We start from the raw sequence: 12,399 nt of genomic DNA on the forward strand, positions 1-12,399 counted from the left end.
GGCTGGCGGTGGCGTTATGGGCCGTCGGCGCGGCCGGGCCGGCGCCGATCGTGCGCTGGCTCGCAGCGGGCGCGCGCAGCCATTGCGCGAACACCGCGCCGGCCAGCAACACAGCCAGGACCGCGAGCCAGGTCGGTACCCGGTGCGGCGGATGCGGCGGGCTCGCGGCGGGCGCTTGCGAGTGTTCGGACATGGACGATCCCCTGTGGGAGACGAGGCCGGCCGCAGGCGCTGCATGCCGCCGGGCGGTGGAACGGGTGCGCGTGCGGCCGCGAGGATCCGAGGCGCGCAGGCCGGTTGCGGGAGGCCGGCCTGCGCGCGGTGGGATCGGCGATGGAACTCTCGGATCGGGACCCGATCAGTACTTGATCGACACTTGATCAGTACTTGACCTGGACGTCGTCGAGATAAAGGTTGACGTCGTAGCTGGTCTGGTCGCGGTACAGCCAGATCGCGTCGAGCTTGACCGTGCTGGCGGTGATCGCGCCGTTGGCGTTGCCGACCCAGGCGTCCCACTGCGCGGCGTCGTCCAGGCGCCACTCCAGATAAGTCCAGGTGCCGGCCGGGATCGCGCGGCTGACCGAACGCTCGGTGCCGTCGCTGTCGTCGATGCCGAGCGCGGCGCTCATGCCGGTCGCGCCGGTGTAGACCCAGAACCCGACCTTGCCGTTGGCGCGTGTCAGCGCGGCGTTGCTGGCCGGCGTGCCGCTGGCCGACAACAGCCGCACCGCCCAGTCGCTGGCGTTGGCGGTGTCGTCCTCGAGCAGCACGCGCAGCGAGCATTCGCCGTTCTTGCGGGTCGCGCAGTTGCGCTCGCCGAGCGAGGTCGCGGCGATGCCGGTGGTGCTGCCCGAGTACGCCGGGCTGGTGTCGAAATGGCCGACCGAGCTCTCGAAGCTGTCGATCACCGTGCCGGTGCCGCTGCCCGGATTGAGCAGGTTGTAGTAGCGCGCCCAATCCCAGTTGATGCCGGGGTCGGTGTGGGTCTGGCTGCTGTAGTGCTGGTGGCCCTTGACCTTGACGCTGGTCGGCAGGACGTTGATGCCGGTGCCGGCCGGGCCGCGGAAGGCGCTGGCGCAACTGATCGCGCTGTAGCGCGCGCAGAAGTGGCGGGTCAGCGCCGCCGAGGCGTTGTACATCGCGCTGGTGTACCAGCTGGCGTTGTTGATGAAGCCTTCGTGCTCGATGCCCAAGGTGGTCCGGTTGTGCACGCCGACGTGATGGGCGGCGCGATCTTCGCGCACCATCTGGGTGATCTGGCCGTCCGAGCTGCGGATCAGGTAATGCGCGCTGACGCTGTTGGGGTTGTTCTGGAACCAGGAGATGCTGCCGGCGTAATAGCCCTGCATCGTGTGGATGGTGACCGAGTCGTAGGAATTGCGGGTGGAGTGGTAGGGCGAGGCCACCCACAGCGCCGGGCCGTAGTCGGTGCTCTTGGTGTCGGCGCTGTCGAGGCTCGGCGCGGTCAGGGTTTCGCTGAGCGGGTCGATGGCGTAGTCGCCGCTTTTCAGGCCTTGCGCCTCGACGCGGTCGCGGGCCAGGTCCAGGCGCACGAACGGCGCGCGCAACTGCACCAGCTTGCGCGCGTCGAAGGCGCGTTCCCAGGCGACCGCACGTTCGGGCACGACGATGCCGCGGTCGTTGACGCCCTTGTCCTGGGCCAGCAGCACGTCGAAAGCGAAGCTCGAACGCGCGTGGTCCTGGATGGCGCTGCGTGCGGCGCCACCGCGGGCGAAGCCCGCGTAACGCTCCAGCGCCGCGCGCGTGGCCTCGGGCGCCGCCTTCGCGCCGACGCCGTCGGCGCGCAACTCGCGATCGAGCAAGGCGGCGGCGGCGAGGATGTTGCTCAAGGGATCGCGTTGCACCCGCGCCGCGGGCACGCCGAGCAGCTTGGCGCCCTCGCCGACCTGGTCGGCGAAACCTTCGCCGCGGTACAGGCCCATGACGCCGTAAGAGCGCGGCATGTGCTGGTGCTGGTCGCCGTACTGGGCCGCGCCGGGCTGCAGGTGCTGCCAACGGCTCATCACGTAGGCGACCGCTTCGAGCGTGCCGGCCGGGATCGCCGGATAGCGCGCATAGGCCTGGCGGAAGTAGTCGGCATAGACGGCGCGGTCGACCCGCGCCAGCGATTCCTCGATCTGCAGGCGCTGGGCCAGGGCCCGGTCTTCGGGCGCCGGTGCGGCGATGGCGAGCCAGGGTGCGGCGAGGGCCAACAGGCCGGCCACGGCGAGCGACAACGACGACGGCAGGCAGGCAGCGAACCGGCGTTCGGAATATTTGTTCATTTTTGTTTCCCCATGAGAATTAAAAATTCCCCGCGGGGTCCTTGTACTGCATTTGCCTGACTGGCAAGTGCTGTTCGAGGCGGTTTTGCCCGGCAATATCGCGATCCGCGACCCCCGTCACCTCTGAACTGCGCCGGCCGGCGCGCGGTCTCACCGGCGCCGATCCGTCGTGTGCAGGCGCGGAACGCGCGCTGCGCTGCACCGCGTCATCTTCCTCCGGCGGCCGCCGGCCTTCATCCTCGGGCGGACCCCAGTGCGGCCGAACCGCTGCGTTGCGCGCCGAACGCACAAGGCCCGGACATGCCGGGCCTTGGGAGAACGCAATGCACTGGAACGTGGGTCGTACCGAGCCGTTCGCGGCGCGGCGACCGGTCAGTCCGCCGGCGCGAACTTAACGTCCGACGGTGAGGCTATCTCCAGCGTCTGTACGGTCTTGCCGAGCCGGCCGTCGGCGGGGTCGCGCTCGATCACCACCAGGTTGCCGCTGTGCTGGTTGGCGACGACCAAGTGTCGGCCATCGGGCGAGAGCGCGAATTCGCGCGGCCCGCGGCCTTCGCTGCTGCGCCGCTGCAAGGCCGACAGCCGCCCGCTGGCCGCATCGACCGCATACACCGCGATGTGGTTGTCCTCGCCGCGATTGCTCGCATACAAAAAGCGTCCGTCGGCGGACAGGTGCAGGGCCGCGGCGGCATTGCCGCTGCTGCGGGCCGGATCCATCGCCACGGTTTGCACCGCCTGCAAACGGCCGTCGTCGTAGTCGAGCACCACTACCTCGCCGCTCATTTCCAAGGTGAGGTAGGCATGGCGGCCGGACGCGTCGAACAGAAGATGGCGCGGGCCGCTGCCGGGCGGCAGCTCGAGGAACGGCGTCGCCACCGCGCGCAGCGGGCGTTCGCTGCTGCGCGCCGGATCGTAGCGATAGGCATAGACCTTGTCGGCGCCGAGGTCGACCGCGAACACGTGCTTGCCGTCCGGCGATGGCACCGCAGCATGCACATGGGTCGACAACTGGCGTTCGCGATCGGCCTGGCTGGCGCGATGGGTCAGCACCTGCACCGCCGATTGCAGCCGGCCGTCGCCGTCGACCGGCATCACCGCGAGCGTGCCGCCGGGCGCAGCGTTGACCGAGTAGTTGGCGACGAACAGATAGCGCCCGTCGCGGCTCGGCGCCGCGTGCGCGGGCTCGTCGCCGAGGCTGTTGGCCTGCGACAGCGGCGTCGAGCGCGCGTTGCCGCGCGCGAGGGCGAAGCTGCTGGCGCGGCCGACCGGGTCGGCCGAGTCGGGGCCGTTTTCGTTGACCGCGAACAGGCGCCGGCCGTCGGCGGAAAAGGTCAGCCAGGAGGGGTTGTCGGTCTCGATCACTTCCAGCGGCTGCGGTTCGATCCGTCCCTGCTCCGGGTCGAAGCGATAGCGGCCGATGCCCTTGCAGACCGCGCCGGTGTAGCAACCGACCAGCAACTCGGGCTGCGCGCGGGGTTCGGCAGCGGCGGGTGCGGCAACAAGCGTCATCGACAGGCTCCAGGCAAGCAGGGGGGATCGCAGGATCATCGGGGTCTCCAGCGCCGGCGGCGCGAGGCCCGATCCTGCACCAGCGCGCGGCAATGGCCAAGCCTGGGCGTCCGCCGCGATGCGCGGCCCGCGCGGCACGGTTCGCCATGGCCGGCGTGACCGGCGGCGGGACGGATTCGCCCGCGGTTTTCCCGTGACTAGCTGCGGTGCCGGATTTTCGCGGCGACCGGTCCGCATCGCGTCGCCGGCGCGGCCACGCCCGGGGCTGGGGGCGCGCGAACCCGCACGAGCGTCCGGACTGGGCCGGGCGCGGCGGTGCGCGTATCCTGGCCGCCGAATCTCCAACGCCCGGCTGCCCTACGCCGAGCGGCCACGCACCACGTCAGTTCACTACCGAAAGAGCGCCACCATGACCGACACCCCGCCCGATCGCCTCTCCAACGACGCCCGCAGCCCTTATTACGACCCGGCCGTGCTCGAACGCGGGATCGGCCTGCGCTTCAACGGCGTGGAGAAGAACAACGTCGAGGAATACTGCGTCAGCGAAGGCTGGGTGCGCCTGCCGGTCGGCAAGTCGCTCGACCGCCGCGGCAACCCGATGACGATGAAGGTCAAGGGCCAGGTCGAGCCGTACTACCTGACCGAAGCACCGCAGGCCGACTGAGTCCGTCTGCCCGCGCCGCGCCGTTGCCCATCGGGCACGGCGCCATGTTTCTGCGGATGCTTCTTTCGCGGGCGATGTCTTAACCCCGCCTCCTGGATCGTCGATACGGCAAGAGCCCCTGATAAGCCGCATCCGCGGCCGGGGGGCACCGCCTCGACCTTCCGGAGATCCGCATGTCCCTCGCTGCCAGCCTGTTGTTGTTCAAGCTCGTCTTCATCGCCGGCCTGGCGCTGTGGCTCAGCGTGGTCGCCTTCAACAATCTCATCGCCTTCCGCAACGGCGTGTTCGCGCTCGCCTCGATCATGCGCATGGCGCCGTTCGAGCAGGCCCCGGCGATCCAGACCCCGCTGCTGTCGCGTCGCGTCGAGGAGGCATCCTGGCACCGCGCCGCGTTCTGCGTCGTGCTCGGCGCCGAACTGGTCGCGGCCGTGCTGCTGTGGGCGACGGTCGCCGCCCTGGCCGGTCTCGCCGCCTCCGCCGATGCCACGGTCCTGGCCAACCTCGCGCTGACCGCGCTGATGGCGACGAGCTTCCTGATGGCGGTCGGCGGCAGTTGGTTCGCGTATTACGTCCGCCAGGACAACCTGCAGCTGACCCACTTCGTGCTGGTCGCGGTGTCGGTGCTCGGTCTGCTCGCGGTCAATCTGCGCGCCTGAGCATCGGCCCGCGCGGTCAAGCGATGACGGCCTCGCGCCACTGCCCGCACAGCCGGCGCATGTCCTCGGCCAGCACCGGTATCGGCTGCGGCAGGCGCAACGCCGCTTCGAGCAGGGCGCAGGCGCGGTCGAGCTCGCCCTCGGCCGCCGCCGACAGGCCGCGCGCATAGGCGCCGAGCGGGTCGGCCTGGTCCAGCACCGGCGCCAGCCACTCGCGCGCGTCCTTGGCGGTGCCGCGCATCAGCAGCAACTGCGCCAGTTGGAAACGCGCGACGACGAATTCCGGCAGCACCGCCAACACCGCGCGCAGGCGTTCCTCGGCGCGATCGAACAGGCCGAGCTGGGCGTGCTGGATCGCCAGCAGGTATTGCACGTGCAGATTGCCCGGCTCGCGTTCTAGCACGCGCTGCAGCAGACGCACGGCCTCGACGTCGCGCGCCTGCTGGATGGCGTCGAGCGCGAGCCGCAGCAAGTCGGCGGTGGCGAGCCGGTCGTGGGTCATCGGGGCCTGGCGCCTCCCCGGCGCCGGCATGGATCGTGAACGCAGATTGTGGCCGAAGCCGGGCCGGCGGAAAACGACCGCCGTCATAACGAAAAGCGAAGGCCGGCTTACCTGGTGTGGCCATCGCCGTCGCCTCGACCGCATCGCGCGCCAGCCGACATCCCCAAAGTCGCACACCCCGCGGCGAGTTTCTCCCGCTGGCGGAACGGCGCGCGGTGCGGCGGTCGGCGGGAACAAACGCGAAGCATTCCCTCTCCCGCACGCGGGAGGGGGCTTCGAACGATGCAGTTCTCCGCACGCGAGCGCGGAGCGACCGACGCCGCGATCAGGCGCCCTGCGTCACCGCGCTGTCGCGCTTGTGGAAGCCGACCGCGTAGTACAGCACCACCAGCAGGATCAGGAAGGCCGGGCCGACGTACAGCGCCACGCGCGTATCCGGGAAGTAGGCCATCAGGCCGACCACCAGCACCAGGAAGGCCAGCGCAACCCACGAAGCCACCGGATACATCGGCATGCGGAAAGCCAGGCGCGCGCGTTCCTCGGCGCTGAGCGCCTTGCGGAAGCGCATGTGCGAGACCAGGATCACCGCCCAGGTCCAGATCGCGCCGAAGGTGGAGATCGAGGTCACCCAGACGAACACTTCCTTCGGCGCCAGATAGTTCAGCAGCACGCCGAACAGCAGCGCCACCACCGACACCAGGATCGCCGCGCGCGGCACGCCGCCGGGCGAGGTGTTGGCGAAGAACGCCGGCGCCTGCTTCTGCTGGGCCAGGTTGTAGAGCATGCGGCCGGTGCTGAAGATGCCGCCGTTGCACGAGGACAGCGCCGCGGTCAGGACCACGAAGTTGATGATGCCGGCGGCCTCGCGGATGCCCAGGCGCTCGAAGGTCATCACGAACGGGCTGCCGGTGGTGCCGAGTTCGTTCCAGGGGTACAGCGACAGGATCACGAACAGCGCGCCGACGTAGAAGATCACGATGCGCCAGAACACCGAGTTGATCGCATCGGGAATCGACTTGCCCGGGTTGGCGGCCTCGCCGGCGGTCAGGCCGATCATTTCCACGCCGAGGTAGGCGAACATCACCATCTGCAGCGACATCAACACGCCCTGCGCGCCGTTCGGGAAGAACCCGCCGTGGGCCCACAGGTTGCTGATGCCGATGGCCACGCCGTCGTTGCCGAAGCCGAACACGATCATCGCCAGGCCGGCGAGGATCATCACCACGATGGTCACCACCTTGATCATCGCGAACCAAAACTCGAACTCGCCGTAGGCCTTGACCGTGATCAGGTTGACCGAACCCATCGCGATCAGCGCAGCGAGCGCCCAGATCCATTGCGGCGTGTCCGGGAACCAGACCTGCATGTAGATGCCGACCGCGGTGATCTCGGCCACGCAGGTCACCAGCCACAGGAACCAGTAGTTCCAGCCGGTCAGGTAGCCGGCGAGCGGGCCGAGGTAATCGCGCGCGTAGCGGCTGAAGGAACCGGCGACCGGGTTGTGCACGGCCATCTCGCCGAGCGCGCGCATGATGATGAAGATCGCCGCGCCGCCGAGCAGATAAGCCAGCAGGATGCCGGGGCCGGCCAGCTTGATGGCGTTGGCCGAGCCCAGGAACAGGCCGACGCCGATCGCGGCGCCGAGCGCCATCAGGCGGATATGGCGTTCGCTCAGACCGCGATGAAGTTCCTGCTGGTTCGTCTGCATCCGCGAGGCTCCCGGAATCGGTCCGGCGCGACGCCCGCGCTGCGTTCAACGCGGCCGGACCGGAATCGGCGAAGCATACTCCGGGGTGAGGTGGGTGGGCAGGTGGCCGTCGCAGCGCGGCCCGCCCGAACCACGGACCGCCCCGCTCTCCCGCATGTTGCCCCCTCCGCTCGCCAGCCCCTCTTCATTACGGGAGGGTTGGGCTGAGGGCATGCACTCGCGAGGCGAGCGATACGCGCCCTGGCCCCTCGCCCTCATCCGGCCCTTGGGCCCCTTCTCCCGCTTGCGGGAGAAGGAATAAGAGCAACCTCCCGCTTGCCGGAGAAGCACGCCTGCTCAACTCTTCAACTTGTACCCCGTCCGGAAGATCCACCACACCGCGGCCAGGCACAGCAGCATGAAGCCGGTGGTCATGCCGATGCTGAGAACGATGTCGACGTCGGACTTGCCGTAGAAGCTCCAGCGGAAGCCGTTGACCAGGTAGACCACCGGGTTGAACAGCGAGACGCTGCGCCAGAACGGCGGCAGCATGTCGATCGAGTAGAAGCTGCCGCCGAGGAAGGTCAGCGGCATCACGATCATCATCGGGATCATCTGCAGCTTCTCGAAGCCGTCGGCCCACACGCCGATGATGAAGCCGAACAGGCTGAAGGTGACCGCGGTCAACACCAGGAACACCGCCATCCAGACCGGATGCACGATCTCGAAGTCGACGAAGAAGCGCGCGGTGATCAGCATCAGGATGCCCAGCATCACCGATTTGGTCGCCGCCGCGCCGACGTAGCCGGCGATCACCTCCAGGAACGACACCGGCGCCGACAGCAGTTCGTAGATCGTGCCCGACCATTTCGGCAGGTAGATGCCGAACGAAGCATTGGAGATGCTCTCGGTCAGCAAGGCCATCATGATCAGGCCCGGGACGATGAAGGCGCCGTAGCTGACCCCGCCGATCTCGACCATGCGCGAGCCGATCGCCGAACCGAACACGATGAAATACAGCGAAGTCGACAGCACCGGCGTGGCGATGGACTGCATCAGGGTGCGGAAGGTGCGGTGCATCTCGAAGAAATAGATCGCCTTGATCGCGTGCCGGTTCATGCGCGCCCCTCCGCGCCGGATTGACGCGGCGACTTGACCAGGTTGACGAAGATTTCCTCCAGCGAGCTCTGGCTGGTATGCAGGTCCTTGAAGTCGATGCCGTGCTCGCCCAGGCGCCGCAGCAAGGCGGCGATGCCGGTCTCCTCGGATTGCGCATCGAAGGTATAGACCAGTTCGTGGCCGTCGTCCGACAGGCTCAGCGCATCGCTGGCCAGGGCCTCGGGCAGGGCCGACAAGGCGGTCTGCAGTTGCAGGGTCAGCTGCTTCTTGCCCAGCTTGCGCATCAGCGCGCGCTTTTCTTCGACCAGGACGATCTCGCCGTGGTTGATCACCCCGACCCGGTCGGCCATTTCCTCGGCCTCGTCGATGTAGTGGGTGGTCAGGATGATGGTGACGCCGCTGTCGCGCAGTTGCGACACCATCGCCCACATCTCGCGGCGCAGCTCGACGTCGACACCGGCGGTCGGCTCATCCAGGAACAGGATCGTCGGCTCGTGCGAAAGCGCCTTGGCGATCAATACGCGCCGCTTCATGCCGCCGGACAAGGCCATGATCTTCTCGCCGCGCTTGTCCCACAGCGACAAGTCGCGCAGGACCTTCTCCAGGTAAGCCGCATTCGGCGCCCGGCCGTACAGGCCGCGGCTGAACTTGACCGTGTCCCACACGGTCTCGAAGGCATCGGTATGCAGTTCCTGCGGCACCAGGCCGATCGCCGAGCGCGCGGCGCGGTAGTCGCGGACGATGTCGTGGCCGTCGGCGAGCACCTGCCCGGCGCTCGGATTGACGATGCCGCAGACGATGCTGATCAGGGTGGTCTTGCCGGCGCCGTTGGGCCCGAGCAAGGCGAAGATCTCGCCGCGGCGGATCTCGAGGTCGACGCCCTTGAGCGCCTGGAAACCGCCGGCATAGGTCTTGGTCAGGCCCTTGATCGAGACGATCGCGGGCGTATCGCTGCGCGCTTGCACGGACGGCGGTGAGGATTCGGAAACGGACGGCATGGACACTCCGCGGAGGCGATGACGCGGACGGCGGCGCGAGACTCGCGCCGGGCGCGTGCGGTCGCCCAGTGTACGACCGTCGCGCGCCGCGGTGCAGGCCGGCGCGCGACCGCATGCACGCTTCGTGCCTCAGTGCGCGGACAGCAGCGCGTCCAGGCGTTCGAAGCACTCGCCCCACCCCGGGATCACCTGCTGCGATTCGGCCTCGGCGCGTTCGGCGACCGAGTCGAAGCGCATCTCCAGGGTCAGCAAGGTCTTGCCGGCGCCGTGCTCGGCGAACTGCACGGTGACGCGCGACTGTTGCGAAGGCTTGCTGTCGTCGTCCCAATCGTCGACGTAAACCAGGCGCTCGGGCGCCACGATCTCCTGATAAGTGCCCTTGATCGGGTACTCGGCGCCGTCGGCGGCGACCATGCAGATGCGGAACATGCGGCCGACCGCGACGTCCATCTGCCGCACTTCGCTGTTGAAGCCGTGCGGGCCCCACCACTTCGCCACTTGCACGGGGTCGGTCCAGGCCGCGAACACCAGTTCGCGCGGGGCGTTGAGGATGCGTCGCAGGGTGATGCGGTGGTCTTCGACCTGATGAGTGGTGCGGTCGGAGGACGCGGTGTCGGCGGTGCCGGGGCCATCGAAGGTCATGGTGAGTTCCTCGAACGAAAGGGAGGCCGCGCGCCGATCCGGCGTCGGGCCTTATGGGGGCTGCATCTAAACCAACTAGCTAATTAACCCAATCGGAAACTACAACCACAAGACGGGCCGGTCAAGCCCCTCGGTCCGGAATGAGTTCGAAGCCGCGCGGCCTCAGCCGCCCTGGCCCCTCGGGGGTTTGCGCGGGCGCTTGGGCCCCGGCGCCGACTGTCGGCCCTGCGCGGCGTCGATCTCGTCGATCCAGCCGGCGCGCGAGCCGGCGAAGGCATCGGCGTAGGGCACGTAGGGTTTGACGTCGAGCACCGGCGTGCCGTCGAGCAGGTCGACGCCGCGCAGGATCAGCGCACCGGGTTCGACCGCGACCAGCTCCACCGCCGACAGCCCGAGCGGATTCGGCCGGTGCGGCGAACGCGTCGCCAGCACGCCGCGCTTGGGCCCGCCGCGCGGCGGTTTCACCTGCGCCTTCCAGCCCTGGCTGCGGTGAAACACGAAGATCAGCCAGACACGCTCGAACCCGGCCAGGTCGGCGTAGGCCTCCGGCGCCAGATCGTCGACGAACTCCAGCCGGGCCTCGACCACCTCGCCGCTTTGCGTGCCCTGCACCACCGTCGACTGGTGCGGCGCGTCGATGCGCTGCGCATACGGCGAGCGCAGATAAGCGATGGGGCGGCAGGGGAAGACATCGGACATCGGGCGTCGCCAGGCATTGCGGAACGCCGGCATTGTCGCCGCAGCCCTCCTCGCGCGTCGATCAGCGAACCGTCGCGGCCGGGCCCGACGATCGGCCCTGCGCCGGGATCGCAGCCGCTGCGACTGCGGCACTGCAAATTGCCGCACGCAGCGCCGGGGCCGCGTTCATCCGGCCGGCACCGCGGCCATCATGCCGGCCGAATGCGGTTCATGAGTTTCGTCACTGCTGCGGCGCGCGGCGCCGGCGTTATGCTCGGCGCCGCGGACATCGGTACGCGCCGCCGGCCCCATCGACGCACCCTCCCGTCCCTCCAGAGAACGCCATGAAATATCTGGTCATGATCTACAACGACGACAGCCTGATCGAAGCCCTGCCCGAGGGCGAGTTCGGCGCGATGATGCGCGGCTGCATCGCCCATGCCGACGCCATGCGCGACGCCGGCGTGCTGCTGGACTCGCAGATGCTCGCGCCGCCGAAGCAGGCGACCTCGCTGCGCACCCGCAACGGCCGCACTACTTTCATGGACGGCCCCTTCGCCGAAGCCAAGGAATATCTGGGCGGCTTCAACCTGATCGAAGCGGCCGACATGGACGAAGCCGTGCGCATCGCCGAATCCTTCCCCTGGAGCCGCACCGGCCGGGTCGAAGTGCGTCCGGTCGTGGATTTCGACGACGTGCGGCGCGAGTTTGCGTCCTGAGGGCGAGCTCAGCCGTCTTTCGTGTCCCGACCCAGGTTTCCCCGATGGATACGGGCCGCGGCAGTGGTGGCGGCATCGCCCAGGCCGCTCGCGCCGCGAACCGCAATCCCGCGGTCGCGGCTCGCGCCGCTCCTCCCCCGGAGTGGCGGCACCCAAGGGTAGGAGCGACGCAAGTCGCGACCAGACGCAAGTTGCGACCAAGGGACAGGTAAACATGCACCGCCGTCGTCGCTGGTCGAAGCCGCGACTGTCTCGGGGTAGGAGCGACGCGAGCCACGACCGCGTCGCCTCAATCCCGCTGCGCCATCGGCCAGAGCCGCGACCACGCAGCATCCGCCTAGCCCCACAGCCATCCGCTGCCGCGCATAAGGCGTAAGGCGACCGCCTGCGTCCGTTGGCGTTGAGTAGCGCCGGTCGCCGGTTCAAGAGCTGGCCGCTTTCCCCGTGCCGCCCCGTTGGGGTGGGCACGGGGGAATCCAGATGCGCATCCACACCATCGCTCTCGGCGCCGCCCTGGCGCTGAGCGCCGCCTCGCCCGCCTGGGCGCACGGCGGCGGCCTCAATGCCGAGGGCTGCCACAACGATCGCAAGAACGGCGGGTATCACTGCCATCGCGGCCCTGCCGCGGGCGGCAACAACCTGCGTCCGGCGACGCCGCGTACGACCAGCCGCGATTCGTCCTGGGCCGCCGACGAAACCGACTCGGCGGCCGACGGCGGTGGCGCCTACGCCAATTGCAGCGCCGCGCGCGCCGCCGGTGCCGCGCTGGTGCGGCGTGGCGACCCCGGCTATGGCCGCCACCTGGATCGCGACGGCGACGGCGTCGCCTGCGAATAAGGCCTCCATCGCCGCCGCGATGGTGAATTGGCGGCAACGGCTTGCCCGGCCTACGCGGGATTAACGTCTTATCGCTGGCGGCGATAGAGCGGCAGGCGGAGAA

13 protein-coding genes are annotated in these 12,399 nt (G+C 68.9%); 4 read left to right on the forward strand and 9 right to left on the reverse strand.

The window, feature by feature from the left end:
• The 3 genes from ACSAMQ_RS06470 to ACSAMQ_RS06480 form a co-directional block, all read right to left on the reverse strand.
• A partial coding sequence (locus ACSAMQ_RS06470; RefSeq protein ID WP_435394869.1) for a hypothetical protein occupies nt 1-193 on the reverse strand: 193 nt, incomplete at its 3' end.
• Between the two features lie 187 nt (nt 194-380).
• On the reverse strand, nt 381-2,285 hold the full coding sequence (locus ACSAMQ_RS06475) for an N-acetylmuramoyl-L-alanine amidase (RefSeq protein ID WP_435394870.1): 1,905 nt from the start codon (nt 2,283-2,285) through the stop codon (nt 381-383).
• Between the two features lie 372 nt (nt 2,286-2,657).
• On the reverse strand, nt 2,658-3,833 hold the full coding sequence (locus ACSAMQ_RS06480; RefSeq protein ID WP_435394871.1) for a lactonase family protein: 1,176 nt from the start codon (nt 3,831-3,833) through the stop codon (nt 2,658-2,660).
• 370 nt (nt 3,834-4,203) lie between these two features.
• Here ACSAMQ_RS06480 and ACSAMQ_RS06485 point away from each other — a divergent pair, with 370 nt between their 5' ends.
• Together ACSAMQ_RS06485 and ACSAMQ_RS06490 are read left to right on the forward strand one after the other, a co-directional pair.
• A complete protein-coding gene (locus tag ACSAMQ_RS06485; protein ID WP_435394872.1) occupies nt 4,204-4,458 on the forward strand; it encodes a DUF3297 family protein in 255 nt (84 codons plus the stop codon).
• A gap of 173 nt (nt 4,459-4,631) precedes the next feature.
• Nucleotides 4,632-5,114 carry a DUF2165 family protein gene (locus ACSAMQ_RS06490; protein WP_435394873.1) on the forward strand — a complete coding sequence of 161 codons (483 nt, stop codon included), beginning with the start codon at nt 4,632-4,634 and terminating at the stop codon, nt 5,112-5,114.
• A gap of 16 nt (nt 5,115-5,130) precedes the next feature.
• Here ACSAMQ_RS06490 and ACSAMQ_RS06495 read toward each other — a convergent pair whose 3' ends face one another.
• The 6 genes from ACSAMQ_RS06495 to tsaA all read right to left on the reverse strand — a co-directional run bounded on the left by ACSAMQ_RS06495 (nt 5,131) and on the right by tsaA (nt 10,761).
• Complete coding sequence (locus tag ACSAMQ_RS06495; RefSeq protein ID WP_435394874.1) at nt 5,131-5,616, reverse strand: tetratricopeptide repeat protein; 486 nt, start codon at nt 5,614-5,616, stop codon at nt 5,131-5,133.
• 325 nt (nt 5,617-5,941) lie between these two features.
• Nucleotides 5,942-7,324 carry an amino acid permease gene (locus ACSAMQ_RS06500; protein ID WP_435394875.1) on the reverse strand — a complete coding sequence of 461 codons (1,383 nt, stop codon included), beginning with the start codon at nt 7,322-7,324 and terminating at the stop codon, nt 5,942-5,944.
• A 336-nt stretch (nt 7,325-7,660) separates the two neighbouring features.
• A complete protein-coding gene (locus ACSAMQ_RS06505; RefSeq protein WP_435394876.1) occupies nt 7,661-8,422 on the reverse strand; it encodes an ABC transporter permease in 762 nt (253 codons plus the stop codon).
• A complete protein-coding gene (locus ACSAMQ_RS06510) occupies nt 8,419-9,420 on the reverse strand; it encodes an ABC transporter ATP-binding protein (RefSeq protein WP_435394877.1) in 1,002 nt (333 codons plus the stop codon). Before ACSAMQ_RS06510 ends, ACSAMQ_RS06505 begins: the two co-directional genes overlap by 4 nt.
• Before the next feature lie 129 nt (nt 9,421-9,549).
• On the reverse strand, nt 9,550-10,062 hold the full coding sequence (locus tag ACSAMQ_RS06515; protein WP_435394878.1) for an SRPBCC domain-containing protein: 513 nt from the start codon (nt 10,060-10,062) through the stop codon (nt 9,550-9,552).
• A 162-nt stretch (nt 10,063-10,224) separates the two neighbouring features.
• Complete coding sequence (tsaA, locus tag ACSAMQ_RS06520) at nt 10,225-10,761, reverse strand: tRNA (N6-threonylcarbamoyladenosine(37)-N6)-methyltransferase TrmO (protein WP_435394879.1); 537 nt, start codon at nt 10,759-10,761, stop codon at nt 10,225-10,227.
• A gap of 323 nt (nt 10,762-11,084) precedes the next feature.
• On the opposite strand from tsaA, the gene ACSAMQ_RS06525 reads away from it, so the two are divergent.
• Nucleotides 11,085-11,459, forward strand: coding sequence for a YciI family protein (locus ACSAMQ_RS06525; protein ID WP_435394880.1), 375 nt, complete (start codon nt 11,085-11,087; stop codon nt 11,457-11,459).
• Between the two features lie 480 nt (nt 11,460-11,939).
• The gene (locus ACSAMQ_RS06530) at nt 11,940-12,296 is read left to right on the forward strand and encodes an excalibur calcium-binding domain-containing protein (RefSeq protein ID WP_435394881.1); all 357 of its coding nucleotides are present in this window, start codon (nt 11,940-11,942) and stop codon (nt 12,294-12,296) included.
• Nucleotides 12,297-12,399: the final 103 nt, after the last annotated feature.

The sequence above is a fragment of the Lysobacter sp. 1R34A genome (genome assembly GCF_051217035.1).
Classification (GTDB): Bacteria; Pseudomonadota; Gammaproteobacteria; order Xanthomonadales; family Xanthomonadaceae; genus Lysobacter.

Bases quoted from the DNA above. Each gene is read 5' to 3' on its own strand.
- ACSAMQ_RS06485 (WP_435394872.1), top strand. From the start codon at position 4,204: ATGACCGACACCCCGCCCGATCGCCTCTCCAACGACGCCCGCAGCCCT.
- ACSAMQ_RS06490 (WP_435394873.1), top strand. From the start codon at position 4,632: ATGTCCCTCGCTGCCAGCCTGTTGTTGTTCAAGCTCGTCTTCATCGCC.
- ACSAMQ_RS06530 (WP_435394881.1), top strand. From the start codon at position 11,940: ATGCGCATCCACACCATCGCTCTCGGCGCCGCCCTGGCGCTGAGCGCC.
- tsaA (WP_435394879.1), bottom strand. From the start codon at position 10,761: ATGTCCGATGTCTTCCCCTGCCGCCCCATCGCTTATCTGCGCTCGCCG.
- ACSAMQ_RS06525 (WP_435394880.1), top strand. From the start codon at position 11,085: ATGAAATATCTGGTCATGATCTACAACGACGACAGCCTGATCGAAGCC.
- ACSAMQ_RS06480 (WP_435394871.1), bottom strand. From the start codon at position 3,833: ATGATCCTGCGATCCCCCCTGCTTGCCTGGAGCCTGTCGATGACGCTT.
- ACSAMQ_RS06505 (WP_435394876.1), bottom strand. From the start codon at position 8,422: ATGAACCGGCACGCGATCAAGGCGATCTATTTCTTCGAGATGCACCGC.
- ACSAMQ_RS06515 (WP_435394878.1), bottom strand. From the start codon at position 10,062: ATGACCTTCGATGGCCCCGGCACCGCCGACACCGCGTCCTCCGACCGC.
- ACSAMQ_RS06495 (WP_435394874.1), bottom strand. From the start codon at position 5,616: ATGACCCACGACCGGCTCGCCACCGCCGACTTGCTGCGGCTCGCGCTC.
- ACSAMQ_RS06500 (WP_435394875.1), bottom strand. From the start codon at position 7,324: ATGCAGACGAACCAGCAGGAACTTCATCGCGGTCTGAGCGAACGCCAT.
- ACSAMQ_RS06475 (WP_435394870.1), bottom strand. From the start codon at position 2,285: ATGAACAAATATTCCGAACGCCGGTTCGCTGCCTGCCTGCCGTCGTCG.
- ACSAMQ_RS06510 (WP_435394877.1), bottom strand. From the start codon at position 9,420: ATGCCGTCCGTTTCCGAATCCTCACCGCCGTCCGTGCAAGCGCGCAGC.